Origin of the sequence: Bradyrhizobium sp. CCGUVB23 (genome assembly GCF_024199885.1) — a bacterium.
Lineage (GTDB): Bacteria > Pseudomonadota > Alphaproteobacteria > Rhizobiales > Xanthobacteraceae > Bradyrhizobium.
In genome coordinates this window covers 5,962,819-5,989,270 of record NZ_JANADQ010000001.1, presented here as the reverse complement: position 1 = coordinate 5,989,270, position 26,452 = coordinate 5,962,819, and the positions used below count along the sequence as shown (strand labels likewise).

At 63.9% G+C, this 26,452-nt stretch carries 24 protein-coding genes; 5 read left to right on the top strand and 19 right to left on the bottom strand.

Annotated elements, in window-relative coordinates; all coding sequences use genetic code 11:
* Positions 1-329 precede the first annotated feature (329 nt).
* Complete coding sequence (locus tag NLN62_RS27615; RefSeq protein WP_254110971.1) at positions 330-1,265, top strand: DMT family transporter; 936 nt, start codon at positions 330-332, stop codon at positions 1,263-1,265.
* A gap of 149 nt (positions 1,266-1,414) precedes the next feature.
* Here NLN62_RS27615 and NLN62_RS27610 read toward each other — a convergent pair whose 3' ends face one another.
* Positions 1,415-3,100, bottom strand: coding sequence for a methyl-accepting chemotaxis protein (locus tag NLN62_RS27610; RefSeq protein ID WP_027523162.1), 1,686 nt, complete (start codon positions 3,098-3,100; stop codon positions 1,415-1,417).
* Positions 3,101-3,360: 260 nt separating this feature from the next.
* On the opposite strand from NLN62_RS27610, the gene NLN62_RS27605 reads away from it, so the two are divergent.
* Entirely contained in the window at positions 3,361-4,404 is a 1,044-nt protein-coding gene (locus NLN62_RS27605; protein ID WP_254110969.1) for a C-terminal binding protein, read from the top strand.
* 146 nt (positions 4,405-4,550) lie between these two features.
* Positions 4,551-5,906, top strand: coding sequence for an esterase-like activity of phytase family protein (locus NLN62_RS27600; protein ID WP_254110968.1), 1,356 nt, complete (start codon positions 4,551-4,553; stop codon positions 5,904-5,906).
* Positions 5,907-6,066: 160 nt separating this feature from the next.
* Here the strand turns inward: NLN62_RS27600 and NLN62_RS27595 are convergent, their stop codons facing one another.
* Both NLN62_RS27595 and NLN62_RS27590 read right to left on the bottom strand, forming a co-directional pair.
* Positions 6,067-7,755: a mucoidy inhibitor MuiA family protein gene (locus tag NLN62_RS27595; protein ID WP_254110966.1), complete on the bottom strand. Its 1,689-nt coding sequence runs from the start codon at positions 7,753-7,755 to the stop codon at positions 6,067-6,069.
* A 170-nt stretch (positions 7,756-7,925) separates the two neighbouring features.
* The gene (locus tag NLN62_RS27590; RefSeq protein ID WP_027523156.1) at positions 7,926-8,555 is read right to left on the bottom strand and encodes a response regulator transcription factor; all 630 of its coding nucleotides are present in this window, start codon (positions 8,553-8,555) and stop codon (positions 7,926-7,928) included.
* Between the two features lie 203 nt (positions 8,556-8,758).
* On the opposite strand from NLN62_RS27590, the gene NLN62_RS27585 reads away from it, so the two are divergent.
* The gene (locus NLN62_RS27585; RefSeq protein WP_254110964.1) at positions 8,759-9,829 is read left to right on the top strand and encodes an AraC family transcriptional regulator; all 1,071 of its coding nucleotides are present in this window, start codon (positions 8,759-8,761) and stop codon (positions 9,827-9,829) included.
* On the opposite strand, the gene NLN62_RS27580 is transcribed toward NLN62_RS27585, so the two are convergent.
* The 12 genes from NLN62_RS27580 to NLN62_RS27525 all read right to left on the bottom strand — a co-directional run bounded on the left by NLN62_RS27580 (position 9,830) and on the right by NLN62_RS27525 (position 20,970).
* Entirely contained in the window at positions 9,830-10,999 is a 1,170-nt protein-coding gene (locus NLN62_RS27580; RefSeq protein WP_027523154.1) for an acetyl-CoA C-acyltransferase, read from the bottom strand.
* Positions 10,992-11,213 (bottom strand): hypothetical protein, encoded by a 222-nt coding sequence (locus NLN62_RS27575; protein ID WP_254110962.1) that lies wholly within the window; start codon positions 11,211-11,213, stop codon positions 10,992-10,994. Before NLN62_RS27575 ends, NLN62_RS27580 begins: the two co-directional genes overlap by 8 nt.
* Positions 11,213-12,802, bottom strand: a complete 1,590-nt coding sequence (serA, locus tag NLN62_RS27570) for a phosphoglycerate dehydrogenase (RefSeq protein ID WP_027523153.1) — start codon at positions 12,800-12,802, stop codon at positions 11,213-11,215. The genes NLN62_RS27575 and serA overlap by 1 nt, the downstream gene beginning before the upstream one ends.
* 221 nt (positions 12,803-13,023) lie before the next feature.
* Positions 13,024-14,196 carry a phosphoserine transaminase gene (locus tag NLN62_RS27565; protein ID WP_027523152.1) on the bottom strand — a complete coding sequence of 391 codons (1,173 nt, stop codon included), beginning with the start codon at positions 14,194-14,196 and terminating at the stop codon, positions 13,024-13,026.
* 79 nt (positions 14,197-14,275) lie between these two features.
* On the bottom strand, positions 14,276-14,542 hold the full coding sequence (locus tag NLN62_RS27560; protein ID WP_254110960.1) for a hypothetical protein: 267 nt from the start codon (positions 14,540-14,542) through the stop codon (positions 14,276-14,278).
* 90 nt (positions 14,543-14,632) lie between these two features.
* Positions 14,633-15,100, bottom strand: a complete 468-nt coding sequence (locus NLN62_RS27555) for a GNAT family N-acetyltransferase (RefSeq protein WP_027523150.1) — start codon at positions 15,098-15,100, stop codon at positions 14,633-14,635.
* 14 nt (positions 15,101-15,114) lie between these two features.
* Complete coding sequence (locus tag NLN62_RS27550; RefSeq protein WP_254110958.1) at positions 15,115-15,705, bottom strand: glutathione S-transferase family protein; 591 nt, start codon at positions 15,703-15,705, stop codon at positions 15,115-15,117.
* Positions 15,706-15,778: 73 nt separating this feature from the next.
* On the bottom strand, positions 15,779-16,603 hold the full coding sequence (locus tag NLN62_RS27545; protein WP_254110956.1) for an outer membrane protein: 825 nt from the start codon (positions 16,601-16,603) through the stop codon (positions 15,779-15,781).
* 170 nt (positions 16,604-16,773) lie between these two features.
* A complete protein-coding gene (locus NLN62_RS27540; RefSeq protein WP_254110954.1) occupies positions 16,774-17,601 on the bottom strand; it encodes an outer membrane protein in 828 nt (275 codons plus the stop codon).
* A 226-nt stretch (positions 17,602-17,827) separates the two neighbouring features.
* Complete coding sequence (locus tag NLN62_RS27535) at positions 17,828-19,081, bottom strand: MFS transporter (RefSeq protein WP_027523146.1); 1,254 nt, start codon at positions 19,079-19,081, stop codon at positions 17,828-17,830.
* Between the two features lie 151 nt (positions 19,082-19,232).
* A complete protein-coding gene (gene glmM / locus NLN62_RS27530; protein ID WP_027523145.1) occupies positions 19,233-20,576 on the bottom strand; it encodes a phosphoglucosamine mutase in 1,344 nt (447 codons plus the stop codon).
* Between the two features lie 226 nt (positions 20,577-20,802).
* On the bottom strand, positions 20,803-20,970 hold the full coding sequence (locus NLN62_RS27525; protein WP_198031760.1) for a hypothetical protein: 168 nt from the start codon (positions 20,968-20,970) through the stop codon (positions 20,803-20,805).
* A gap of 90 nt (positions 20,971-21,060) precedes the next feature.
* Here NLN62_RS27525 and NLN62_RS27520 point away from each other — a divergent pair, with 90 nt between their 5' ends.
* Entirely contained in the window at positions 21,061-22,197 is a 1,137-nt protein-coding gene (locus tag NLN62_RS27520) for an alpha-hydroxy acid oxidase (RefSeq protein ID WP_027523144.1), read from the top strand.
* 27 nt (positions 22,198-22,224) lie between these two features.
* On the opposite strand, the gene NLN62_RS27515 is transcribed toward NLN62_RS27520, so the two are convergent.
* The 4 genes from NLN62_RS27515 to NLN62_RS27500 all read right to left on the bottom strand — a co-directional run bounded on the left by NLN62_RS27515 (position 22,225) and on the right by NLN62_RS27500 (position 26,381).
* Entirely contained in the window at positions 22,225-23,769 is a 1,545-nt protein-coding gene (locus tag NLN62_RS27515) for a L,D-transpeptidase (RefSeq protein ID WP_027523143.1), read from the bottom strand.
* A gap of 316 nt (positions 23,770-24,085) precedes the next feature.
* Complete coding sequence (locus NLN62_RS27510) at positions 24,086-24,745, bottom strand: hypothetical protein (RefSeq protein WP_156944304.1); 660 nt, start codon at positions 24,743-24,745, stop codon at positions 24,086-24,088.
* 119 nt (positions 24,746-24,864) lie between these two features.
* A complete protein-coding gene (locus NLN62_RS27505) occupies positions 24,865-25,491 on the bottom strand; it encodes a hypothetical protein (RefSeq protein ID WP_027523141.1) in 627 nt (208 codons plus the stop codon).
* 56 nt (positions 25,492-25,547) lie between these two features.
* A complete protein-coding gene (locus NLN62_RS27500; protein ID WP_027523140.1) occupies positions 25,548-26,381 on the bottom strand; it encodes a shikimate dehydrogenase in 834 nt (277 codons plus the stop codon).
* Positions 26,382-26,452: the final 71 nt, after the last annotated feature.

Here is a 26,452-nt window from a genome sequence, read left to right as displayed (position 1 = left end):
CTTCTCCCCTTGTGAGAAGTTGGCATAGGCGGCCTTCGGCCGCCGTTCTTAAGAGAGCGCCGAAGTGCAGCTTCGGCTATCGCGCCGGATGAGGGGTTGCTTCCGCGAGTTCAATCGCGAAAGATTCGCAGGCGGATAGAGACCCCTCACCCGTCTCGCCGCTGCGCGGCGAGCCACCCTCTCCCACAAGAGGAGAGGGTGAGATCAAGCGCCGATGTTCAACATATTAACCGCCAAGGCCACCTCCGTGATCTCCACTGCATTGTAGCATTGCGGCGATGGGACTTGTGGTGCGGCTGTAATCCGGCGCAAGTTCCTCACGAAAACCAATGACGATCGCTTCGCCCGCGCCATCGGCCTCGAATCCGGCCGGCTGGCTCAACAACCAGCCCTATCTGCTGCTGAGCCTGAGCTCGCTGTTCTGGGCCGGCAACATCGTGCTCGCGCGCCATGTCGGCGCGCATGTGCCGCCGCTCACATTGACCACGATCCGCTGGTTCGGCGTCTTCCTCATCCTGCTGCCATTTTCGTGGCCGCATCTCAGGCGCGACTGGAAGGCATTGCGCGCGCATCTGCCGCTGATGCTGTTCCTGTCGCTGGTCGGCTTCGCCTTCAACAACGCGATCTCGTTCTGGGCCCTGCAATATACGGAGGCGCTGAATGCGCTGCTGATCCAGTCGGCCGGACCCTTGTTCGTGGCGCTGTGGTCGCTGGTGCTGTTCGGCGTCCGCCTGACGGCCGCACAGCTCGCCGGCATCGCGATCTCGGTGCTCGGCGTCCTCATCATCATCCTGCGCGGCGATCTCGCGGCGCTAGCCGGCATCAGCTTCAACCGGGGCGACATCATGTTCGCCTCCTCGCTGGTGGCGTTCGGGCTCTATTCCGCCTTCATCCCGCGCCGGCCAAAAATCCATCAGCTCTCCTTCCTGTCCTTCACCACCTGCTGCGGGGCGATGATGCTGCTGCCGGCCGCGGTGTGGGAGTTCTCCGCGGGCAACGTCTTGAAGCTGGATGCGACGACGTTGGCGACATTCGCCTACATCCTGATCTTCCCCTCGACGCTCGCCTATCTCTTCTTCAATCGCGGCGTGGCGCTGATCGGACCGAACCGTGCCGCACCGTTCTTTCATCTGGTGCCGGTGTTCGGCTCGGCGATGGCGATCCTCCTGCTCGGCGAAAGGCTGCAACTCTTCCATCTCGTCGGCTACGCGCTGGTGCTCGCCGGCGTCGTGATCGCATCGCGGCAGGGCTCGGCGTCGAAATAATTCCGCGCTGAGGGATCACGGCCAGTTGTGATGCTCTCGTAGGGCGGGCAGAGCGAAGCGTACCCACCATCAAGCATCCAAGGCCTCGAAAGAAGCGGTGGGCACGACGCTTGCGCGTCTTTGCCCACCCTACGAAATCATCGCGGATGTCACGCGGCCCGCACCTTGGCGAGGAAGCCATCGACGGCGCTTCGCAGTGCGCCGGACTGATTGTCGAGCTCGCGTGCGTTCGACAGGACGTCGGAGGCTGCCGTACCCGTCGCCTTGGCCGCCGAGGTCACGCTGCCGATATGGGCGTTGATCTCGCTGGAGCCGGCTGCGACCGACTGGATGTTGCGGGCGATCTCGCGCGTCGCCTCGCCCTGCTGCTCGATCGACGCGGAGATGCCCGCGGTAATCTCGCTCATCTCGGCGATCGTCTGGGTAATGCCAGCAATGGCGGCGACCGCGTCGCTGGTCGAGGTCTGCATCGCTGCGACCTGGGCGGAGATTTCCTCGGTGGCCTTCGCGGTCTGGTTGGCGAGCGCTTTGACCTCGGAGGCGACGACCGCGAAGCCGCGACCGGATTCGCCGGCGCGCGCCGCTTCGATGGTGGCGTTGAGCGCGAGCAGGTTGGTCTGCGCCGCGATCGAGTGGATGAGCTTGACGACCTCGCCGATCTTCTCGGCGCCGGAGGACAGCACCTGCACGGTGGTGTTGGTGCGCTCGGCGTCGCTGACCGCCTTGCTGGCAACTTCCGTGGAGCGCGTCACTTGGCGGGAGATTTCAGCGACCGAGCTCGACAGCTCTTCGGCGGCGGCCGCAACCGTGCCGACATTGCCGGACGCCTTTTGCGAGGCGGCACCGACGGTGGCCGCCCGCGCGCTGGCATCGCTCGCGGTCGCGGTCATCGACTGCGCCGTGGTCTGCATGCCGGCGGCAGCCGAGGAGACCGAGCGCACGATGCCGTTCACGCTGCGCTCGAAGTCGCTGGCGATGCCTTCCATCGCGCTGCGGCGCTCCGCCACGGCGCGTTCCTTGGCAACTGCCTCGGTCTTTTCGAGATCCCGGATGCGGATCGCATTGTCCTTGAATATCTGCACGGTCGAGGCCATCGCACCGACCTCGTCGCCACGACCGACGCCGGGGATGTCGCCCTCGAGCTTGCCGTCGGCGAGCTCGTTCATGCGCGTGCCGAGCCTGTTCAGCGGCAGGCTGATGCTGCGGCCGAGCAGCCAGGCAACGCTGCCTGCAACGATGACAATGCCGAGCATGGACAGGCCGAGGAGCCAGTAGACCGGGCCCATCTTCTCGTCGATATCCTCGAGATAGGCTCCGGTGCCGAGATACATGTCGAAACCGGGAACCGCGACGGCATAGCCGAGCTTGCGGATCGGCTTCTCCTGACCGGGCTTCACATATTCATAGAACAGCAGGATCTCGCCGTTGGCTTTGACACCGTCCATCAGCTCCCTGGACAGCTTGCGGCCGTTCGTCTCCACGTCCATGCGGTTCATGCCGATCTGCTTCGGATCGGGCGCGAGCTGCGTGATGCCGTCATAGGTCGTGCCGAACAGATAGCCGGAACCCCTGTCATAGGTCATGGCGTTGCCGTAGCGGCGAAGTTCGGCCAGCGCGGCCTCCTTCGTCATCTCGCCGACGTTGACCCGCTTCATCAAAGTGGTCGCATAGTTGCGGGCCAAATCGACGATCGCCTTGGTCTGATCGATGCGCGCATTCACCATCTCGCGCTTCATCAGATATCCGGCCAGAACCCCGGAGATGCAGAGGCCGAACAAGGTGACGCCGACAAGGATGCCAAGCTTGGGGGCGATCTTCAGGTTGCTCAACTTCACGAGGCGGCTCCGGCAGATAAGGGGAAACGGCACGCGGGTGGGTCGATCGAATTTGAATCAATTTTTAGTGTGGGACCCATTAGCAACTTGTTACGATGGCTCCGTAGAAGCCCGCAGAGGAGGCAAAAACCCGCCAACACCGCAATCTGCGACAACCGACGATTGTACGCGTCACGCTCGATTTCGCGTAAAAGACGAAACGATCCGGCGCAAAAGCAGGGTCATACAACAAGAACCGACAAACCAAATCGGAGCAGGAAATGCCGAAATTCAGGGTGGTGACGCCGAAGGGCGCGAGCTTCACGGTGGCGGGAAGCGATTATTCCTTCGAGCGGGAGGCGCTCGACCCGATCGACGCGGAGATCGTCGAAGCGCCGGCCAACGAGACAGAGTTCATTGCCGCGGCCCGGACGGCCGATGCGATCTACGCCAAGGGCATCCCGATCACCAAGACCATCATCGACGCGCTGGAAAACTGCAAGGCGATCACGCTCGGCTCCGTCGGAGTCGACAGCGTCGATGTAAAGGCGGCAACTGCCCGCGGCATTCCCGTGACCAACATCCCCGATACCTTCATCGAGGAGGTTGCCGACCACGCCATGATGTTGCTGCTTGCGGGCTTCCGCCGCCTGGTCGAGCAGGACCGGATGGTGCGCAGCGGGCGCTGGGCCGAGGGCCGGCCGGCACTTCTGAAGATTCCGCGACTGATGGGACAGACGCTCGGCTTCATCTCCTTCGGCCGTGTCGCGCGCGCGGTCGCCAAGCGCGCCGCACCCTTCGGCCTGCGGATGATGGCCTACGATCCCTTCATCCAGGAAACGCTGATGTACGATCACGGCGTGATGCCGGCCACGCTGAACGAGGTGCTGTCGCAATCGGACTTCGTCTCGATGCACGCGCCCGCCCGGCCCGAGGTGCATCACATGCTGACCGAGAAGCATTTCCGACAGATGAAGAAGGGCTCGGTCTTCATCAACACCGGGCGCGGCGCCACCGTGGACGAGGAAAGTCTCATCAAGGCCTTGCAAGAAGGCTGGATCGCGCATGCCGCGCTCGACGTACTGGAGAAGGAACCGCCCTCGCACAACAATCCCCTGCTCGGCATGGAGAACGTGACCCTGACCGCCCATGTCGCCTCGGCCTCGGCACGCTTTGACGAAGCGCGCAAGCGGCGCGTGGGCTACGAATTGTCACTGGTGCTTCAGGGGATGTGGCCGGTAAGCTGCGTCAATCCGTCGGTGCTGCAGCACACGGCGCTGCGACGCTGGCAGCCCGTCAGCATGGATCGCGGTCCAAACAGCTAAGCCTGTGATGCGCCTTCGGATGAATTGGAGATCGGTTCGCGCGGTAAAGGAGTAGCCCGCGCCTGCGGTGTTCGGCCCGATTTCACAAAACTGCAATACGCCGACAGCATAAGGCATGCGCCCGTCCGTTCACAGGAGACGCACACGTGCGCGCGACCTTTCTCACCTCGATCGCCACCATCCTTCTCACCGCCGGTGCCGCCCTCGCACAGAACGAGGGCGAATTCCCGGCAACGCTGACCGCGCACGCGGTGATGCCGGCCGAATCCTTCATCGACGCACCGGCGGACGCGCCCGCCGACCTCAAGACCTCAGGCAAATACACGACCGGAAAACGCGTCGATGCGCCCGGCACCGTGATGGGCAAGTCCGCCGAGCGCGCGACCGGCGTGTCGCTGCCGTTCAAGGGGCAGCCGCTCCAAGGCCATTCCGGCATCAAGTCGATGGGCGACGGCACCTTCTGGGTCATCACCGACAACGGCATGGGCTCGCGCTACAACTCGCCGGATTCGATGCTGTACCTGAACCACTACAGGATCGACTGGACCAGCGGCAAGGTCGAGCGGCAAGAGACGGTGTTCCTGCACGATCCCGACAAAAAGGTGCCGTTCCGAATCGTGCATGAGGACACCGACAAGCGCTATCTCACCGGCTCCGACTTCGACACCGAAGGTTTCCAGATCATCGGCGACACATTCTGGATCGGCGACGAATTCGGCCCCTACGTCCTGAAGGCCGACAAGACCGGCAAGATTCTGGTCGTATTCGAGACAATCGCCGATGGCAAGCCGGTGCGCTCGCCGGATCATTGGGCGGTGCAGTCGCCTGGTGCGCCGGGCGCGAGCTACACCAACGTCAACCTGCGCCGCTCCAAGGGCTTTGAGGGCTTTGCCTCGTCGAAGGACGGCAAGTTCTTGTACGGCCTTCTCGAAGGCCCGCTCTGGGACGCCGAGAAGAAGGATTGGGAGAAGGTCGACGGCAAGGAAGCCTCCCGCATCCTCGAATTCGATGTCGCAGCGGAGAAGTTCACCGGCCGCTACTGGCAATTCGTGTTCGAGCAGAACGGCAACGCCATCGGTGACTTCAACATGATCGACCCGACGAGCGGCCTCGTCATCGAACGCGACAACGGCGAAGGCACCGCGGACAAGGCATGTCCGCAAGGCGTGCGCGGCGACAACTGCTTTCCCGACGTCGCGAAATTCAAGCGCGTCTACAAGATCGAGCTCTCGGATGCCAATGTCGGCAAGCCCGTGCGCAAGATCGGCTACATCGATCTGATGAAGATCCGTGATCCAGACAAGAAGGCGCGGAAGCCGCTCAATGACGGCGTCCTCACCTTCCCGTTCTTCACCATCGAGAACGTCGACCGGGTCGACGAAACTCACATCATCGTCGGCAACGACAATAACCTGCCGTTCTCCTCCAGCCGCGAGCCGAACAAGGCCGACGATGATGAATTCGTGTTGCTCGAGGTGGGTGACTTCCTGAAGGCGAAGTGAGGGCGCGGCTCTCTCCGCAATCACAGTCGTCATCGCCCGGCTTGGCCGGGCGATCCAGTACGCAGTGACATCTGTGGGATACGGAGAAGCTGCGGCGTACTGGATGCCCCGCTTTCGCGGGGCATGACAAGCGATGGAGTGCAGGGCGAGGTGAAGAAAGCTAGCCCGCCGGCACCAGAACGATGCCCTTGTCCTTGGGCCAGCGCACGCGCCAGCCGAACTTGATCTCCTTGACTTCGCCGGGCTTGGCGTCGAACGCCCATTCCAGCACGCCGCGCTTGTCGCGCAGGTTGGTCGACGTGGGCGGCGTGGTCGCGGACAGCATCTCGACCGCGATGTCCTCGTTCTCGCTGATCGGAAGCTGATCCTCGATCGCGATCCGGATCGGGAAATCGTGACCATTGCGTACCGTGGTCCGGAACGAGCGCGTATCAGTCTTTGACGAAGAGATCACGCCCGCCGTGCCCTCGTTCTGCCGGATCACCGAACGCTCGATCTTGATCTTGTCGTCGGCGCCGAAGCCGAGGCGGATCGCCTCAGTCCGCGCGGCGGTGGAGAACTTGCTGCGGCCGACGAACACGCCGTCGCGGAAGATCGCGACCTTGCCGGGCAAGAGGTTGGTGTCGTCGGAGAGCTTGAACGAGGCTTCTAGATAGGCGGTCGGATCCACCACCGGCGCGGCCCGGATCGCGAGGTCCGGCGTCACCGTCATGCTGGAGATCAGCAGGCTCTTGGCGCCTTCATTGGCCCCTAAGCTGACGCGGCCTGCGATCTGATAGACGGCCTGGAAATCGCCGATCTCGGCATTGGCCTGCTGCTCTTCGGCGCGCTGGCGCGGTTCGAGCGGCTCAGCGACTTTGGACATTGGCGCAGGCTGTTCCAATTTATCTTGGAAGGCGGTCGTGGACGCGGACCGCGAAAAATCCGCGGACGTCCCCAGCGCCAGCGGCTTCGCAGGCTGAGGATAGCGGACGACCAGCGAATTCAGCTCCGGCGCACTGCCGCCGCGACTGACACGAACGGTGGAGACGCCGAGGCTGACATTCGACCAGTCCTCGCCGGTCGACTGTGTGATTTCCGCGCGACGCACCAGTTCGAGCTGCGGCTTGTGATCCCGGGTGCCGGTGTCGAGGCGGGCATCGTAAAGCGGCGCCCAGCGCGCATTGCGCACATTGTAGGTCACCCGCAGCGTCGCTTTGGTCGCGGCCGCAGAGGCCACGTCGACGCGCACCTCCAGCTTGCTCGGCGGCTTGGCCGCGCGATCGGCTTCGAGCTGGGCGATCTGGCGATCGATCTCGCGCTGCTTTCGCATGGCATCGCGGATCGCGGTGTCGGCGGAGGCGATCTCCTCGGCTACCGCAGAGAAGGCCGCGCGCCACTCGGCAACCGGCCGGGCCTCGCCCTTCTCGCCGATACCGGCCGGGGACGCCTCGGCAAAGCGTTCGGCAAACTTGCGCCGGGCGTTGGCGGCCTCGATCGCGCCCTGCAAATCCGCGCGCTGGTCCTTCAAGGTCTCGATGCGCTTGTCAAGCTCCGGCAGATTGACGCGAGCCGCTTGGCGCGGTGGCCGCGCGTCGATGGTGCCGATGGTGAGCTTTGCACCCGCCTCGCCCTCAACCCGCAAGGAGGAGGTGTCGAGGCCGAGCGGAAAATCTTTTGCGACCAGCGTCGAGTCACCCGACGGCAGGTCCAGCGTGATGACGCGGGTGACGCTCGCGCCATCCGGATAGACCGTGACGGCGTCGATGGCCGACGTCGCATCCAGATCGGCCGCCCATGACGGCAGCGCAATCGCCGCCGTGACCAGGACCAGACTCGTCGTCGCCAGACTCTTCGCGATAGTCCGCATGAATTTCCCTCCTGCCAATGGCGCCGCACCGCCAGCCGGATGCGGCGATAAACGCCTCGCCAAAGTGGTGAGACGCGGCAGGGAAGGAACCGGTTCGATTGGGGTTTCCGTGCGGCGGCAGCGCGGCGGCCCGGTGACCGCGGAACGCGTCATCTGGCCGCGCCGTCGCTTCAGCCTTGGTTCAGCCTTGATTCACCCTGGCCGTAAATGCGGCGAAGCATATCCGTGACGTTCTTCGCGCCGGCCTTTTTCAGGATGCTCGCGCGGTAGCCTTCAACCGTCCGCGCGCTCAGGCGCATCACCCGGGCGATCTCCTTATTGGTGTAGCCGGCCGCGAGGTGCTCCAGGACCTCGCCTTCGCGCCCAGTGAGTGGCTCGCAACCGGCGAGCCAGCGCCGCCGGTTCGAATCCGGCTGAGCGAATTCGTCGATCGCGGCGTCGATCCGGTCGACAATCTCATGGCTCTGGAACGGCTTCTCGATGAAATCGGACGCACCGCACTTGATGGCATCGACCGCCATGGCAATGCTGCCATTGGCCGACGTCACCACGATCGGCGCCATGCAATTTTCCTCGCGCAGCCGCTTCAGCACGTCGAAGCCGGATTGATCCGGCGCCTGCATCTCGAGCAGGACACAGGCCGGCATGCGCACCTTCGCCTCCGACAAGAGAGACGCACCATCGGCGAAGCAGATGACCTCATAGGCCTTCTGCTCGAGCGCCATAGAAAGTTGTTCGCGGGAGGACGCGTCAGTATCGATGACGAATACCTCACCCTTGGAAAGCGTGTTTCCCGGCATCATCCTGCTCAGCAATGTCTTGGTCAAATGGGCCGAGACGGCGTCGGGGCTGCATCGCCCTGCCGCGCCGTCGTGAACCGGCATCCGCGCCGGTGCTTCGGTTTTCGATATGTATGTTCAGCCCGGTTCCGGGATTTGACTGATTGGGACAGAAATTTTACATTTCGGGACAACTGCAGGAATGGCTGGCAGGAGCGGTTCGCATGACCGATCTCATTCGCAGCGCAGGCCTTGCCTACTATCCGGAGGTCGCCCGGTCGGTCGGGCTCGATCCGAAGCAGATGATGCGCAAGGTCAGGCTTCCGCTGACCTGCCTTGAAAAGCCCGACATTCGTATCGCCGTCGCCGGTCTTCGCCGCCTGCTCGAAATCTCGGCAGAAGCTTCAGGTGCCGAAGATTTCGGCTTGCGCCTCGCCGAGCTCGGCGGCCTGACTAATCTCGGGCCGGTCGGACTGATCGTTCGCGAGCAGGCCACCATTGGCGATGCGATCGCGGCGCTGTCGCGCTTCATCCATATCCATCACGAGGGCATGCGGCTCGACGTCACGCGCGACAAGAAGATCGTGACCATCACGATGCATCTGCGTGGATGGCGCCCACGTGCGCCGCGCCAGTCCATCGACATGGCGCTCGGCAGCATCCACCGCATCATCCACTCGCTGTTCGGCAGCGACTGGCGGCCGCAGGAGGTTCACCTTCACTATCCGCCGCCCCGCGACCGCAAGCGCTATCGCGAGTTCTTCGGCTGCCCGGTGACCTTCAGCGCCGCGAGCAACGCGCTTCTGCTGTCAGCCCATGACATGGATCGCCGGATCCCGAGCGCGCATCCCCTGGTCGCGAGCTATCTGCGCAAGCGTATCGAGGCTCTCGATACACGGCCTGCGAGCTGGGACGAGAAGGTCGACGAAGTCGTGCACTCGCTGCTCCCAGGCGGCGAGTGCACGGTCGAGCGCGTAGCCGAGCATCTGGCCTGCACCCGCCGCACCATCCATCGGCACCTTGCCGAATGCGGCACCACTTTTTCCGAGATCCTCGACGCACAGCGCGTCGAGCTCGTGACCCGGCTGATCGAAGAACCCGGCCGGCCGCTCTCGGCGATCGCCGAGCAGCTCGGCTTTTCCGCGCAAAGCGCCATGGCGCGCTGGTTCCGTCATCACTTCGGCTGCACCATCACCGACTGGCGCAAGGGCAAGCGGCCAGCGATGGCGCAGGAAAAAGGCATGGCGCTTGGGAGCGCCATGCCTTCGTCGTCGCGTGCCGCGGTGTCGGCTTAGCTAGTAGATCTCGAACAGGCCTGCGCCGCCCTGGCCGCCGCCGATGCACATCGTCACCACGCCCCACTTCGCCTTGCGGCGGTGACCTTCCTGCAAGAGGTGACCGGTGAGACGCGCGCCGGTCATGCCGAAGGGATGGCCGATCGCGATCGAGCCGCCGTTGACGTTGTACTTGGTGGGGTCGATGCCGAGCTTGTCGCGGCAATACAGGCACTGGCTGGCGAAGGCTTCGTTGAGCTCCCAGAGATCGATGTCGTCGATCTTCAGGCCGGTACGCTTCAACAGCTTCGGGATCGCGAAGACCGGACCGATGCCCATCTCGTCCGGCTCGCAGCCGGCGGTCGCCCAGGCGACGAAGCGGCCCAGCGGCTGAAGGCCACGCTTCTCCGCGTCCTTGGCTTCCATCAGCACGACGGCAGCAGCGCCATCGGAGAGCTGGCTGGCGTTGCCGGCGGTAACGAACTTGCCGGGCCCCTTGACCGGCTCGAGCTTGGCGAGACCTTCCATCGTGGTCTCCGGCCGGTTGCACTCGTCGCGGTCGACGACGTAGTCGACGATCGACTCGGCCTTGGTCTGCTTGTCGACCACCTTCATCCTGGTCTTCATCGGGACGATCTCGTCCTTGAACTTGTTCGCCTGCTGGGCAGCCGCCATGCGCCGCTGCGATTCCAGCGAGAACTCGTCCTGATATTCGCGACTGAGCTTGTAGCGCTCGGCGACGATATCGGCGGTGTCGATCATCGCCATGAAGATATCGGGCGCGACCTTCAGCAGTTCCGGATCGATCGATTCCTTCGGCGAGCCGCCGCCGGGAATCGAGATGCTCTCGACACCGCCGGCGACGATGCAATCGGCGCCATCGGAGCGGATCGAGTTGGCCGCCATCGCGATGGTCTGGAGCCCCGAGGAGCAGAATCGGTTCACCGATACGCCGGCCGTCGACTTGGGCAGACCGGCGAGAAGCGCGGACTGACGGCCGATATTCGGCGCACCGTGGGCGCAATTGCCGAGATAGCAATCCTCGACATAGTCCTTCTCGACGCCGGCGCGATCGACCGCGTGATGGATGGCGTGGGCCGCGAGAGACATCGGAGGGGTGATGTTGAACCCGCCGCGAGCGGACTTCGCCAGCCCCGTGCGCGCATAGGAAACGATGACGGCTTCACGCATTGTTTTCTCCCTGTTCGGACGACTTGGAATGCTCGTTATTGCGCCATTGGTACACAAACTTGGCGGTCGCAGGAAAGATAAAGGGCGGCGCGGGCATAAGAAAAACGCCGCCTCCGGAGACGGAGGCGGCGTTTGTTCCGCGGGTCGGAATATCTGTTTCCTCGTGATTGTCATTCCGGGGCGCGCGCAGCGCGAACCCGGAATGACTTCCCATCAGAACGTCAGCGCCTTCGCCTGCTTGACCTGCGGCAGCGCCTGCACCTTGGCGAGCAGATCCGCCGGCACCGCACCGTCGACCTCGACGAGCGCAATGGCATCGCCGCCCTGCTCGACACGGCCGAGATGGAAGGTCGCGATGTTGATCTTGGCATCGCCGAGGAGGCTTGCGAACTTGCCGATGAAGCCCGGCTTGTCCTCATTGGTGACGTAGATCATCGACTTGCCGAACTCGGCATCGACGCGGATGCCCTTGATGTCGACCAGCCGCGGCTTGCCGTCGTGATAGACGGTGCCGGAGACCGAGCGCTCCTGGCGTTCGGTTGCGACCGTCACGGTGATGAGGCTTTCATAGTCGCTCTGCGCAGCGCGGGTCACTTCGTCCACCACCATGCCGCGCTCCTTGGCGACCACAGGCGCGGACACGACGTTGACCTCGCCCAGCATCGGCCGCAGCAGGCCCGACAGCACGGCGGAGGTCAGCGCCTTGATCTTCATCTCGGCGACATGACCCTCATAGGTGATCGTGACCTTCGAGATGCCGGTCTCGGTGAGCTGGCCGGCGAACGAGCCGAGCTTCTCGGCGAGCGCGATGAAGGGCTTCAGCTTCGGCGCTTCTTCGGCGGTGATCGAGGGGAAGTTGATGGCGTTGGAGATCGCGCCGGACAACAGATAGTCCGACATCTGCTCGGCGACCTGCAGGGCGACGTTCTCCTGCGCCTCGGTGGTGGAGGCGCCGAGGTGCGGCGTGCAGATCACGTTGGGATGGCCGAACAGCACGTTCGAGGTCGCGGGCTCCTCGATGAATACGTCGAAGGCAGCGCCGGCAATGTGCTTGGCGTTCAGCGCTTCCACCACCGCCTGCTCATCGACCAGGCCGCCGCGGGCGCAGTTGATCAGGCGCACGCCTTTCTTCATCTTGGCGATCGCGGCCGTGTCGATGATGTTCTTGGTCTTCTCGGTGAGCGGGGTGTGCAGGGTGATGAAGTCGGCGCGCTTGAGCAGGTCATCGAGATCGACCTTCTCGACGCCGATGTCCTTGGCGCGCTCCGGCGACAGGAAGGGATCGAAGGCGACGACCTTCATGCGCAGGCCAAGCGCGCGGTCGCAGACGATCGAGCCGATATTGCCGCAGCCGATCACCCCTAACACCTTGCCAGTGATCTCGACGCCCATGAAGCGGTTCTTCTCCCACTTGCCGGACTGGGTGGAGGCGTCGGCCTGCGGAATTTCGCGCGCCAGCGCCAGCATCAGGGTGATGGCGTGCTCGGCGGTCGTGATCGAATTGCCGAACGGCGTGTTCATCACGATGATGCCCTTGGCAGTGGCCGCCGGGATCTCGACGTTGTCGACGCCGATCCCCGCGCGGCCGATCACCTTGAGGTTGGTCGCCTTCTCGATGATCTTGGCGGTCGCCTTCGTCGCCGAACGGATCGCAAGGCCGTCATAATTGCCGATGATCTCGGCAAGCTTGTCCTTGTCCTTGCCGAGGTTGGGCTGGAAGTCGACCTCGACGCCGCGATCCCTAAAGATCTGCACGGCGGCGGGAGAGAGCGCGTCGGAAATGAGAACTTTGGGTTTGGACATTGGAATGCTTCCTTCACCGTCGCTAAGGGAGGATCGGCCTGCGAGAGCCGGAATGGGTAGAGCGTCTCGGAGATTGCGTACTCTCCCTCTCCCCGTTCTTACGGGGAGAGGGTGGGGTGAGGGGCGCCACAGGCGAGGTGCTCGCGGAGAGAACCCCTCACCCGGATCGCTGCGCGATCCGGCCTCTCCCCGTAGGGACGGGGAGAGGCCAAGAAAGAATCTTACGCCGCCTTCGGCAGCGCGGCCTTGGTCTCGGCGAAGGCCCAGTCGATCCACTGGGTCAGAAGCTCGACATCCTTCGCTTCCACCGTGGCACCGCACCAGATGCGCAGACCCACGGGCGCGTCGCGATAATACGCGAAGTCGAAGCCCGCGCCTTCCTTCTCGACCTGCGCGACCAGCTTCTTGCAGAACTCGGCCTGCGCGTCGGACGAGAGCGAGGTGATCGCAGGATCAGTGAACTTCAGGCACACCGAAGTGTTGGAGCGGATTGCAGCATCCTTTGCCAGGAAGTCGATCCACGGCGTCTTCGCCTTCCAGTCGGCGAGCACCTTGGTGTTGGCGTCGGCGCGCGCGATCAGCGCCTTCAGGCCGCCGATCGACTTCGCCCAGTTCAGCGCGTCGAGATAGTCCTCGACGCAGAGCATCGACGGCGTGTTGATGGTCTCGCCGACGAAAATGCCTTCGTTGATCTTGCCGCCCTTGGTCATGCGGAAAATCTTCGGCAACGGCCACGCCGGCTTGTAGGTCTCGAGACGCTCCACCGCGCGGGGCGAGAGGATCAGCATGCCGTGCGCGGCCTCGCCGCCGAGCGCCTTCTGCCAGGAGAAGGTGACGACGTCGAGCTTGGGCCAATCGAGAGCTTGGGCGAACGCTGCCGAGGTGGCGTCGCAAATGGTCAGGCCTTCGCGGGTCGCGCTGATCCAGTCGGCGTTCGGCACGCGCACACCGGAGGTGGTGCCGTTCCAGGTGAAGACGACGTCGCTCTTCTGATCGACCTTGGAGAGATCCGGGATTTCACCGTAAGCCGCGTTGAGCTTGGTGACATCCTTGAGCTTCAATTCCTTGACGATGTCGCTGACCCAGCCTTCGCCGAAGGATTCCCACGCGAGCGTGGTGACGGGGCGTGCGCCAAGCAGCGACCACAGCGCCATCTCGACCGCGCCGGTGTCGGAGGCCGGAACGATGCCGATGCGGTAGTCGGCCGGCACTTCAAGCACTTCGCGCGTCAGATCGATCGCGAGCTTGAGCTTGGTCTTGCCGATCTTCGCACGATGCGAACGGCCGAGAGCTGCGTCTTTGAGATTTTGGGCGGTCCAGCCGGGGCGCTTGGCACAGGGGCCGGAGGAGAAATGCGGCACGAGGGGCCGCGAAGCGGGCTTCGCTGCAGTCATGATCTACCCTTCCAGATAGTAAGCCTCCCGTTGGGGGGAGGTGTCCCGCGGCGGCTAATACGGGAAACGGGCAGAATCGTCAAGGAAGTTTGGGCGTCTCACGGTGGAGTGATGCCGTTTCCGCCGCCCTCTCAGGAGCTTCCACCGCATTCAGCAAGCCCGTCGCCTCGCTGATCAGCTGCGCGGCCCGGCGCCGGCTGGCGACCTTCAAAATGCATTTGTCGTCGGCCTGCACGACGTAGTCGTTGCCGACCTTGATGAACGAATAGCTTGTCATCGAAATCCCCGAACCGACCGAGCCCGGTGTCCAGACGCAACCTAGCACCGATCGTTCCCTGGCGAACATGAACGAACGCCCGGTAGTTTATCAGCCCTTAACCGAAACGGATGCGCAGGCGGATTTTGCAGACGATGCAACGGCCGCGCGGAAGGTGCGTCAAAAGCGGACAGTCATGCCGACATGGCTCGCGGTGAATCCGAGCCGTTTGTAGAAGCGCTGCGCATCGACGCGGCTCTGATGCGTCAGCAGCTCGACCAAGTTACAGCCCTTCGCGCGAGCCTCCGCGACGGCCCATTGCACGAGCTGCTCGCCGATGCCTCGGCTGCGGCAGTCGGAGGCGACGCGCACGTCCTCCAGGAGACCACGCGAACCGCCTTGCGAGCTCAGGCCCGGCAGGATGGCGAGTTGCAGGCTGCCGACCACCCTGCCCGTGCCGTCCACCGCGACCACGAGCGTCAGACCGGGATTTTTGTCGACCGCATCGAACGCCCTGAAATAGGACTCCGGCAACGGCTCCTCCAGGCGCTCACGCGCGCGGCCGAGATGATCGTCGGCGAGCATCGCGATGATCGCGGCAACGTCCTCGCGGCGGGCACGGCGGATCGAAATGATGTCGGCGGTCATGACGGGCTCCGAGCTCAGCGCGCCGGCGGAAGACCAAGATAGCTCTCGGTCTCGGCAATCCACCGGCGGATCGCAACAAGGCGGCCGAGATCAAAACCGCCTTCATGGGCGAGGCGGGTATAGGCCAGCAGCGAGACGTCGGCGAGCGAGATCGCCTCGCCGACGAAGCAGCGGCTGGTGGCCAGATGCTGCTCCATGCGGTCGAGCGCCGCATAGCCGCGCTTGACCTTCTCCGGGTCGAGCTCGGAAGCGTCCTTGCCGAGATAGACCATCTGGAAGCGGCACACCGCGACATAGGGCTCGTGGCTGTACTGCTCCCAGAACAGCCATTCATCCATCTTGGCCGCTGCAAAGCCATCGCGCGGAATGAGGTCGCTATCTCGGGCAAGATAGCGGATGATCGCATTGGACTGCGCCAGCGTGCGGCCGTCGTCGAATGCAATGGTCGGCACCTGGCCGGCGCCGTTCATCGCCAGGAATTGCGGCGTGCGCGTTTCGCCCTTGCTTGTGTTGATTTCGATCCAGCGATAGGGCAGCGCGAGCTTGTCGCAGACCCACCTCACCTTCAGGCAATTGCCGGAGTTCGTATCGCCGTAGATCTTCATCGCCGCTGCTCCCATCGCAGCGACAAAAGCATCAGGGCGGCGCGGTCCTGTCAACCGGCGCCATGCGCTGCGGTCAGAACTTGTAGCCGAGACCGGCGCGGACGGTGTTGATGCTGGTATCGACCTGGGAAGTGAAGCGGATATATTCCCACTCTGCGCGCAAGAAGAGACCGCCCGTGAGGGTCATGTCCACGCCAAGGCCGCCCGTATAGCCGTAGATCAGGTGGTTGTGCACGGCGTCCGTCGCGCTCAGCGGCGTTAGTGCGGTGAATGGCCCCAACTGTGACGAGGCAATCGCGTCATTGACGGTGACCGAGCGCGTGATGTCGGCATTACCGAGCGCGAAGCCGCCGAACATGTAGGGCAGGAAACAGCCCCAGGCATAGGCGGCGCGGCCACGGAACGTCGCCATGTCCTTGATCGAGATCGAGGCGGACGACGCCACGGCGACGTCGTGGAAATTGCCGTCGGAGAGCGCGCTGCCGCTGACGAGCTCCTTGAACGCGCTGGACGAGCCGCCGAACGAGCCGTGCAGGTAGCTGACCTCAAGACCCAGAACGACGTCTTCCCATTGTCCGTTGTATCCGAAGAAGACCCCGTAGCCGCCGGAGCGACTCGAGTTCTTGCCGAGCCCGAGATTCCAGTTGGCGACGTCCATCTCCTGGATCACGTTGTGGTCGAGCAGCGCGGCGAGCATGGTGGAGTTCGAGCCGCTGAAATTCTCGTCGGAAGAGCCGTAGCCGCCCTGGCCGCCGATGTAGAAGCCCTGCCAGTTGACGCTCGTCCGGCTGAGGCCATCGCTCAGGCTGCCGCGCAGGATCGGGAGATCCGGCATATCGGCTGCCTGCGCGGCGGACACCACGCCGCACATCGCCGCCGCCCACAAAAGCCTACGCATCGCAACGCTCCATCGAACTCGAACTTGTCGCTGATGATCATGGCGCGTTAACCTTAACCAATGGTTGCGTTGCACGATTTCGGCACGATCAGGCCATGAATTTTACGCAAAGCAAAACGGCGCGGGATGATCCCGCGCCGTTAACCCGTCTTAACCGATTAGGGCTGCGATCAGCCCTTGGTGACCAGCGGCGGCGGCGCGTAGACCGGCGGGCTGTCGAGATTCCAGCGCACGCCGAGCTTCAAATCGTGCGACGTGATGTGCTTGAACGTCGTCGGATTGAAGACGCTGTTGGTGCCATCGAATGTCTTGAGGTCGCCAGTCAGGCCATCGCCCATATCGAGGTAGCGATAGGCAAGCTCAACCGTGAAAGCCGGAGAAACCTTGTAGGCCAGACCGGCATGCGCCGCCCAGGCAAAGTTCCACTTCGCGACGTTATCGCCAAATGCCAGACCGGGCAGCGCACCAGCGCCATTGTTGGCGATGCTCGTATCGGTAAAGCCATTGATCGCAACCCGCGCTGTGCCGATGCCGGCGCCGACGAACGGCGTGATGCACCACCAGGTACCGAGATCGACATAGGCGTTGGCCATAACGACCCATTCGTTCTTGGTCGCGTGATAGGTGTCGGTGCCGACGCCGCCCAGATAAGTGATGCGGTCGGTGCCGTAGAATTGCGAATTGCCCCGGTACTCACCGGTCACGTCCGCACGGAACCAGTTGTTGAATCGGTAGCCGGCGCCTAGCCCGAAGATTCCTGCGTTGTTGAAGCTGAGGTTCTGCACCGATGAAGTATTGTTGGCATCGAGCACATTGTTCAGCCGGTCAACGCGCTGGTTGCTGAAGCCGATATCGCCGCGCAGATACCAGCCTCCGAAGTCGGCGGGCGGTGCCGGCGCGTACATGGGGGGCGCTGCGATCGGCATGTCGGCCGCGAACGCCATCGACGAGATAAAAGTCGCCGCACCCGCGGCAAGGAAAGACTTAACGCTACGCATTGGCTTCGTCCTTTTGGCCGGTGAGGCAAAATACGGACGCCTCACTTTCTGAAAACTCACGCGCGGACGATGGCACTAAATGCTTAAGCGCCACTTAACCCTAATTTTTAAGGTTGATTTTTTCCCACCATGCACGCGCATGCGGCGAGAGCGTTGCAAAAATGCGGCGCATGCGCACCTCAATTGCTAACGATGTATGAAGGCGCGGCGCAGCGAAAGAGATGAGTTAGCGCGCGTGCTGCGGCAGTTTTGGCAGGAACACGGCCAGCAGACCGATCGCCGGCAGATAGGCGCAGATCTGATAGACGAACTCGATCGAGGTGTGGTCGGCAAGCTTGCCAAGCACGGCCGCGCCAAGGCCACCGATGCCGAAGGCCACGCCGAAGAACACGCCAGAGATCATTCCGAAGCGGTGCGGCACCAGCTCCTGCGCGAACACGATGATCGAGGACGTCGTCGAGGAGATGATCAACCCGATGAACACTGTGAGCACGGCGCTCGCATAGAGTCCGGCATAGGGCAGCGCCAGCGTGAACGGCAGCGCGCCGACGATCGAGATCCAGATCACGATCTTGCGGCCGAAGCGATCGCCGAGCGGTCCGCCGAGGAATGCCCCGACCGCATTCGCTGCGAGGAAGATGAAGAGGTAGATTTGCGCTGCCTGCGTCGACACGCCGAAGCGGTCGATCAGGTAGAAGATGTAGTAGCTCGACAGGCTCGAGACGTAGAGCTGCTTGGAGAATAGGAGCGCCACCAGCACCAGAAGCGCGATCGCGACGCGCCGCGAGCTCGGCCCGTCGGGTTGCGCATGGATCGGCTTCTCCTTCTTCGTCGTGATTTGCGGCGCGTACCAACGGCCGATGCGCCAGAGGATGAGAATCGCAAGGAACGCGATCAAGGAGAACCAGGCGATGCTGCCCTGCCCGAACGGCACCACGATCAGCGCCGCCAGCACCGGGCCCATCGACGTGCCGAAACTGCCCCCGAGCTGAAACACCGATTGCGCAAAGCCGTAGCGCCCGCCAGAGGCCAGCCGCGCGATGCGCGCCGACTCCGGGTGAAACACCGCCGAGCCGAGGCCAACCAGCGCGGCCGCAACCAGGATGATGAGGTACTGATGCGCGGCGCTGAGCAGCAGCAGGCCAAAGAACGTCGAGGCCATGCCGATCGACAGCGAGTAAGGCTGCGCCTTCTTGTCGGTGTAGTGCCCGACCACCGGCTGGAGCAGCGAGGCCGTGAACTGGAAGGCCAGCGTGATCATGCCGATCTGCGCGAAGTCGAGCGCGTAGGTGTCCTTCAGGATCGGATAGACCGAGGCGATCAACGACTGCATGGTGTCGTTGAGGAAATGCGAGAAGCTGATGCCGGCAAGCACGACATAGGCCGGGCCTGCGCTGGGCTTGCGCGCCGCAGCCGCCAATTCGGCCACGACGACGGGCTCGGTCAGCGTTTCCTCAGGTGCGACGACAGGCTTGTTCAAGGGATCGATTCCCGGCAGGCGCGGCGAACCGCCGCACCCGATCCCTACGATGGCAGGGATGCGGTGACCACTGTCAATCGCCGATGGCTGGGCTGCACTCGGTCACCTCTCCCATCGGGAGAGGTGGGGGCGTGCGCCAATGGCGTTGAGCTCAGGCCGCAGCCTGTCCGAGCGCGGAGACGATGGTGTCGACGACTTCCTCGACCAGGATGCGGTCCTCGCCCTCGCCCATCACGCGGATCACGGGCTCGGTGCCGGAGGAGCGGATCAGGAGCCGACCATGGCCGTTGAGCCGCTTCTCACCGTCGGAGATCGCCGACTTCACGTCGCTGTCGTCGAGCGGCTTGCCGCTCTTGTAGCGGACGTTCTTCAGGATCTGCGGCAGCGGATCGAAGCGATGGCAGACTTCGGAGACCGGACGGCGCAGCTTCTGCACCACCGCCAGCACCTGCAATGCTGCAACGAAGCCGTCGCCGGTGGTGGCGTAGTCGGACAGGATGATGTGACCGGACTGCTCGCCGCCAAGATTGTAGCCGCCACTCAGCATCTGCTCGAGCACGTATCGGTCGCCGACCGGCGTGCGCACGAGATCGAGCCCCTGCCCTTTCAGGAAACGTTCGAGCCCGAGATTGGACATCACGGTCGCGACGATGCCGGGCCGCGCCAGCCGTCCGTCTTCCTTCCAGCTCTGAGCGATCACCGCGAGCAGCTGGTCGCCATCGACGATATGGCCGCGCTCATCGACCAGGATGACGCGGTCGGCGTCACCGTCGAGCGCAATGCCGATGTCGGCGCGCATCTCGCGCACCTTCTTCGACAGCGCTTCCGGCGAGGTCGAGCCGCATTCCTTGTTGATGTTGAAGCCGTCTGGCTCGACGCCGATCGGCACGACGTCGGCGCCCAACTCCCACAGCGCTTCCGGCACCACCTTGTAGGCGGCGCCATTGGCGCAATCGACCACGACGCGCAGCCCGTCGAGCGACAGATCGCGCGGCAGCGTGCGCTTGGCGAATTCGATGTAGCGGTCATGCACGCCGTCGATGCGGCGGGCGCGGCCCAGGCTCGCACTTTGTGCGAGCTTCTTGTCGAGGGACTCGTCGAGCAGCTGCTCGATCTGCCTCTCGACGTCGTCGGACAGCTTGAAGCCCTGCGGGCCGAACAGCTTGATGCCGTTGTCCTCGAACAGATTGTGCGAGGCCGAGATCATGACGCCGAGATCGGCGCGCATCGACTTGGTCAGCATCGCGACCGCCGGCGTCGGCATCGGGCCGACCAGCAGCACGTCCATGCCGACAGAAGTGAAGCCCGCGACCATCGCATATTCGATCATGTAGCCGGACAGGCGCGTGTCCTTGCCGATCACGACCCGGTGGCGATGCTCACCGCGCTGAAACGCAAGGCCGGCAGCCTGGCCGACCTTGAGCGCGAGCTCCGGTGTGATCAGTCCGTTGGCACGACCTCGAATCCCATCGGTCCCGAAATATTTGCGGCTCATAATGAGTCCCCCACGCGGCAACCAGGATTCCCCAAAACAACTACCGGATGCCGTGCACGGCTCCGCCATTCCTGATTTCGCTGGCGTTCTTATAATGCCATCACAGCTAAGATGGCTTCAAGAAATATAATTAATCGTTACGGAACCCGGCCCGCCGCCGGCCTAACAACCTGTTGTTAACACTGGAACTCTTGCCCGAGAGGCCTCGAGAGGCTGGAACCTGCCCCTAATCGGAACGCTTCACGTGCTGGTCGCCGCGGGACGGAGGGGGCTGAGTGACGTTGACGGGATCGGAGGCAGGAAAAGTCTCCTCCAATCCTTCCTCGAGCGCCTCGTCGAGGCGATGCTTCTCATCGGCCTTGGTGGATTTCGGCGCGGATCGCGGTCTGGTCATGGCGGCCTCTTCGCAAACGATTTGGCTGTGCACCCATCCATGCTAGATGACCCCGAATTCCGTTGACGCAAGGACGGGCCGGGGAACGTCATGAAGCATATCACCTGCATCGAAGATCTACGTGCGCTGCACAAACAGCGCGTGCCGAAAGCGTTCTTCGACTATTGCGACCGCGGCTCCTATGCCGAGGAAACGCTGCGCGCCAATCGCGACGATCTCCAGCAGATCAAGTTTCGTCAGCGCATCCTGGTCGACGTCTCCAAGCGAGACACCTCGACCACGATCCTCGGCGAACCCTCGACCATGCCCCTGATCCTCGCGCCGGTCGGGCTGCTCGGCATGCAGCACGGCGATGGCGAGATCCACGCCTGCCGCGCCGCACAGGCTGCGGGCATCCCGTTCACGCAGTCGACGATGTCGATCTGCTCGATCGAGGATATCGCCGCCAATGTCGAGAAGCCGTTCTGGTTCCAGCTCTACGTGATGAAGGATCGCGGCTTCATCAAGGATCTGATCCAGCGCGCGATTGCCGCCAAGTGCAGCGCGCTGGTGCTCACCGTCGATCTCCAGGTGATCGGGCAGCGCCATGCCGACATCAAGAACGGCATGACGGTGCCGCCCGAGTGGTCGCTGTCGAAGCTGATCGATTTCGCGACCAAGCCGACCTGGGTCTCCGGCGTGCTGCGCGGCAAGCGCCGCACCTTCGGCAATATCGCCGGCCACGTGAAGAACACCGAGGATCTCAATCGCCTGGCGGAATGGACCGCCTCGCAGTTCGACACATCGCTGAACTGGAAGGACGTCGAGTGGGTCCGCGGCATCTGGCCGGGCAAGCTCATCATCAAGGGCATCCTCGACGTCGAGGATGCCGAGGAGGCCGCAAAGACCGGCGCGCAAGCCCTGGTCGTCTCCAACCATGGCGGCCGGCAGCTCGACGGCGCGCCGTCGTCGATCGAGGTGCTTCCCGAGATCGCGGATGCGGTCGGCGACAAGATGGAGATCATGTTCGACGGCGGCATCCGCTCCGGCCAGGACGTGATGCGCGCGCTCGCGCTCGGCGCAAAATCCTGCATGATCGGCCGCGCCTATGCCTATGGGCTGGGTGCCGGCGGCCAGGCCGGCGTCGCCAAGGCGATCGACATCATCCAGAAGGAGCTGCTGACGACGATGGGTCTGTGCGGCGTCAACAGGGTCGACGAGATCGACGATCACATCATCGCGGTCTAGGACCACCCGCGCCTGACGTACCGCGTCTTACCACCAGCCCTGTTGCGGCTGCCAGAACTGGCCGCCGCCGCGCCGGCGCGGATTGACGGGTTGCGGGTTCGGGTCACGCGGCTGGAAGAAGAAACCGAAGCCGCCGTTGTTGTCCCAACCATCACCACTCGCAACGGCCATGGGGGCCGTCGGCTTGCGCGTAATAAACCCGCCCTGTGGCTGGTTGTTCAGCACCGCGACGAACTCGGTGCGGTAGTTGGTCTCGCTGCTCAGCGGCTCGTCCGAGATGATGATCGAGGATCGCGGCACTGCGGTCGGCGCGACACGGTCGAGCACGTCCTGCGGGATGGTGATGCGGTCGAGCGCGTCCTTGGCGTCGTCGCCGTTGTCGATCGTGACGACGCTCCAGCGCAGGCCTGAATCGCTCTTCGCCATCGCCGTGAAAATATGAGTGCCGATCGGCCGCTCAGGATTGCGGATCGAGACGGGAACCTCGATGCTCGTATCGAACACCTCGCCGCCGCCGTCCGGCGCGGGCTTATGCGTATTGCGCCGCACGTAGAGCTTCTGCGTCGACCGGCTGATATAGACCGAGACCGGCTCGAGCGCGAGTTTCGCCTCGGTCGCCGCCTTGACGGCGTCGGCCTTTTTGGTCGCCGCCGCCTTGGCGGCATCCTTGGCGGCAGCGGCGGCGTCGCGCTTCGGCTGCGCGTTCGCCTTGGCGGTGTCGAGCTGCGTTGCCGCGTCAGCGGCCTTGGTGGCGGCTTTTTGCTTCAAATCCTCGGCCTTCGCCTTGGCCTGATCCGTCTTGGCGGCGGCGAGCACCTTGTCGGCGTAAGCGAGCTCGGCATCGGCGCTCTTCTTGAGCCGTTCCAGATTGCGCAGCGACGCCGGGAGCGACGCGGCCTCGCGTGCCGTCGACGTGGCAATTTTCTTTGTCTCGTCGGCCACCCTTATAGCCTCCTCGGCCTCGCGGGAGAGCGTATCGGCCCGCGCCGGGGCCGCCGCAATCGCCTCCTTCTTCGGCACGAACAGGGCCGGATGAGAGAAATCGACCGGGGTGGCGTCGTTCGGCGAGATGATCACCCGCATCCCGATGTTCGTCTTGTCGAACAGGTCCTCCGCAAAGCCGTACGGCATCCGCACGCAGCCGTGCGAGGCCGCATAGCCGGGCAGCGGCCCGCCATGCAGCGCGATGCCGTTCCAGGTGATGCGCTGCATGTTCGGCATCCAGGCATCGTCATACATGGTCGAGTGATGGTCCTTGTCCTTCTCGATGACGGCAAAGACGCCGGCCGGCGTCTCGCGTCCCGTGGTGCCGGTCGACACCGGCGCGCGCAGGATCCAGCCGTCAGCGTCGTAGAAAGTGACCTGCTGGCTCTTGATCGACACGATCGCCATGATCGGCTCGCCTGCCGCGCGCGGCGCAACCGCTTCGGCAGCAGGGCGCGCCTGCTTCGCCGCGGCGGCGTCGGTGGTCAGCGCCGTCAGCGCGGCCATCGCCGCGATCGTTACAAGGCCGGCAGGCCGCCAACGCCGCATCGCCACAGTGGATTGCGCCGTCGTCAATCGATTTGCCATGCCGTACCCCGGTTGAAACAGGCGCCTGCCCTCAGCGTCGACTTAAGGCCAGATTGCGATCTTCGGATTAAATAACTGTCGCCATCGCAATTGGCTCCCGAGCATTATCGGCAGCTTCGATGGCAAATCTCTGATATACGACGGCCCGCGCGGGCGGAAGGGTCGCTTTGGGCCAAAATGGACCGGCCGGGCAGCGCGCAAGGCTGCCGGCGCGCCCGCGGCCTTGCGGGCGACCCGGGCGTGGTTCGGCTTAGACGGCTCGCGGATGCCCGAACCCGGACACGAGCCGTGCCGCCCCGGAAATTGACGCCGGCAGTCACATCGGCGGCGTCACCCCGTCGCGGCCGACGTTGACGCGGCCAGCTTCGAGCGAACCGTCCTCCTTCTTCGCCGCGCCGAAGATGATGAGCCTGGCGCCCGGCTTCACCTCGGATTTATCGCTGGCGACGAAGGTGACGATCGGCGTGTCCGGCGGCACCACGATCTTCTTCTCGCCGTCCTTGTACTTGAGCAGGATGTTCTGGCCGTCGGTGCCCTTGACCGTCTCGGCCACTGTCGCATTCGTCATGGTCGAATTGGCGCGCGCATCCCAGGGACGGAAACCTTCGGCCGCGCCGCGCTGGTTCTCCGGGAAGATGTGCACGGCAATCGCCCGCTGCGACCCGTCGGGCTCGGGCATGCCGGTGACGCCGATATAGGAGCCCTCCCTGATCTCCGACAGCGCGGTCTTCACGACGGCGAACACGGCGACGTTGTCGGTCATGCGCACCTCTACGTCGCTGCCTTCGCGGGTCTTGATGCCGAGCATGTTGCCATCGACGGTCTCGATGGTCCCGCGGATACGGACCGTCGGCGCCTGCTGCGCCGACGCGACCGAAGACAGAATCGCAGACGACAGAATGATAGAAGACACAATGGCAATGGTAGCGAGCGAGGCCACGAGCACGCGTGGCCTCCAGGCGTTCAGTTCCTGCATGGCCTGTCCCTCCAGGGCGGTTGCGCCGGTCAATCATCGCAACCCCGGAGCTGGATCCCTATTCCGCTGTCCTGCGCTTTGTTGCGATCACGAAAATCGACGCGCGCATTGGGGGCGCCTCACATCGGCGGCGTCAGGCCATCGCGGCCGACGCTGACGCGGCTGGTCTCGAACGATCCGTCCGCAAGCTGCTTGACGAAGGCGATGATCTTGGCGCCCTCTTTCAGATCCGATTTCTCACCGGGCACGTAGGTGACGACCGGCGTCTCCGAGGAGACGAACACCTTCTTCTCGCCGTCCTTGTATTTGACCAGCAGCGTGTGACCGTCATTGCCGACCACGCTCTCGGCGACCGTCGCATTGGTCATGCTGGAGTTCGGCTTTAGGTCCCAGGGGCGCGAGCCTTCGCCGGTGCCGCGCATGCTTTCCGGAAAGACATGGACTTCGACGGCGTTCTGGCCGCCGTCCGGTCCCGGCACCGTGGTCGCGCCGACGAAGGAGCCGACCTTGATGTCAGAGAGTGCGATCTTGGTGATCCCCGCTACACGAAGATCGGAAGCAACACGCAGCTTGACGTCCTCACCGCTGCGCGACTTCACTGACAGCAGATCGCCGTCGACTTTTTCGATCGTTCCACGCACCCGCGTCGGAACAGGCGCCTGCTGCGCGACGGCATAGAGCGTGGATAGGCCCACCATCGCGACAGCGACAAGCGGACGTGTGAAAGTTGCACGTTGAACAGGCATGACAGTCTCCAAATTGTCCCACGAGGACAGGACCCCGGAGGCCGCGCCCTATTCTCTCAAGATTTTGTGAGATCGGTTTCGACCAGCGCGCGCAACTCCGCCGTCACCTGCGGCCGCTTGCCGAACCACAGCTCGAACCCGCGCACCGCTTGGTGCAAGAGCATGCCGAGCCCGTCGGCGGTCTTCAGCCCGCGCGCCTGCGCGGCCGCAAGCAGTGGCGTGATCAGCGGAACATAGACGAGGTCGGCAACGACCGCCTGTTGCGGCAGGCGCGCGATGTCGAGTTCGAGCGCCGGCTGGCCGCGCATGCCGAGGGAGGTCGTGTTGACGAGCAGCCTTGCCCGCGGCAGCACGTCACCGATTGCGTCCCAGGCCAGGGGCTGCACGCGCGAACCGAACGCCGTTGCAAGCACCTCGGCACGCGCAATGGTGCGGTTGGCGAGATGGACGCGACTGACGCCGCGTTCGAGCAGGCCGAACACGACCGCGCGCGACGAGCCGCCGGCACCGAGCACCAGAGCCTCCTCGGCTGCGTCCCACCCCGGTGCGCTGGCGTCGAGATTGTTGATGAAGCCTTCGACGTCGGTGTTGGTCGAACGCAGCTCACTTCCCGCAAGCCACAGCGTGTTGGCGGCACCGATCGCCTTGGCGCGCGCATCCGGCGTCGAGAGCGCGAGCACGTCTTCCTTGTGCGGGATCGTGACGTTGGCGCCAACGAAACCGTGCAACGACAGCCGCAGCACGAAGTCGCGCAGATCCTCCGGCGGCACCGCCTCGATCACATAGCCGCCCTCGATGCCGAGCGTGCGCAGCCAGTAGCGATGGATCAGCGGTGAGCGCGAATGCGCCGCCGGCCATCCGATCAGGCAGGCTACGGGCGTCTTAGACACGGTTTTCCTCGAAGGCGCAGGTTCGCAACGGTCCCTCCCGGGAGTTTCCCGGCGATCCATTTCGCGTCCGG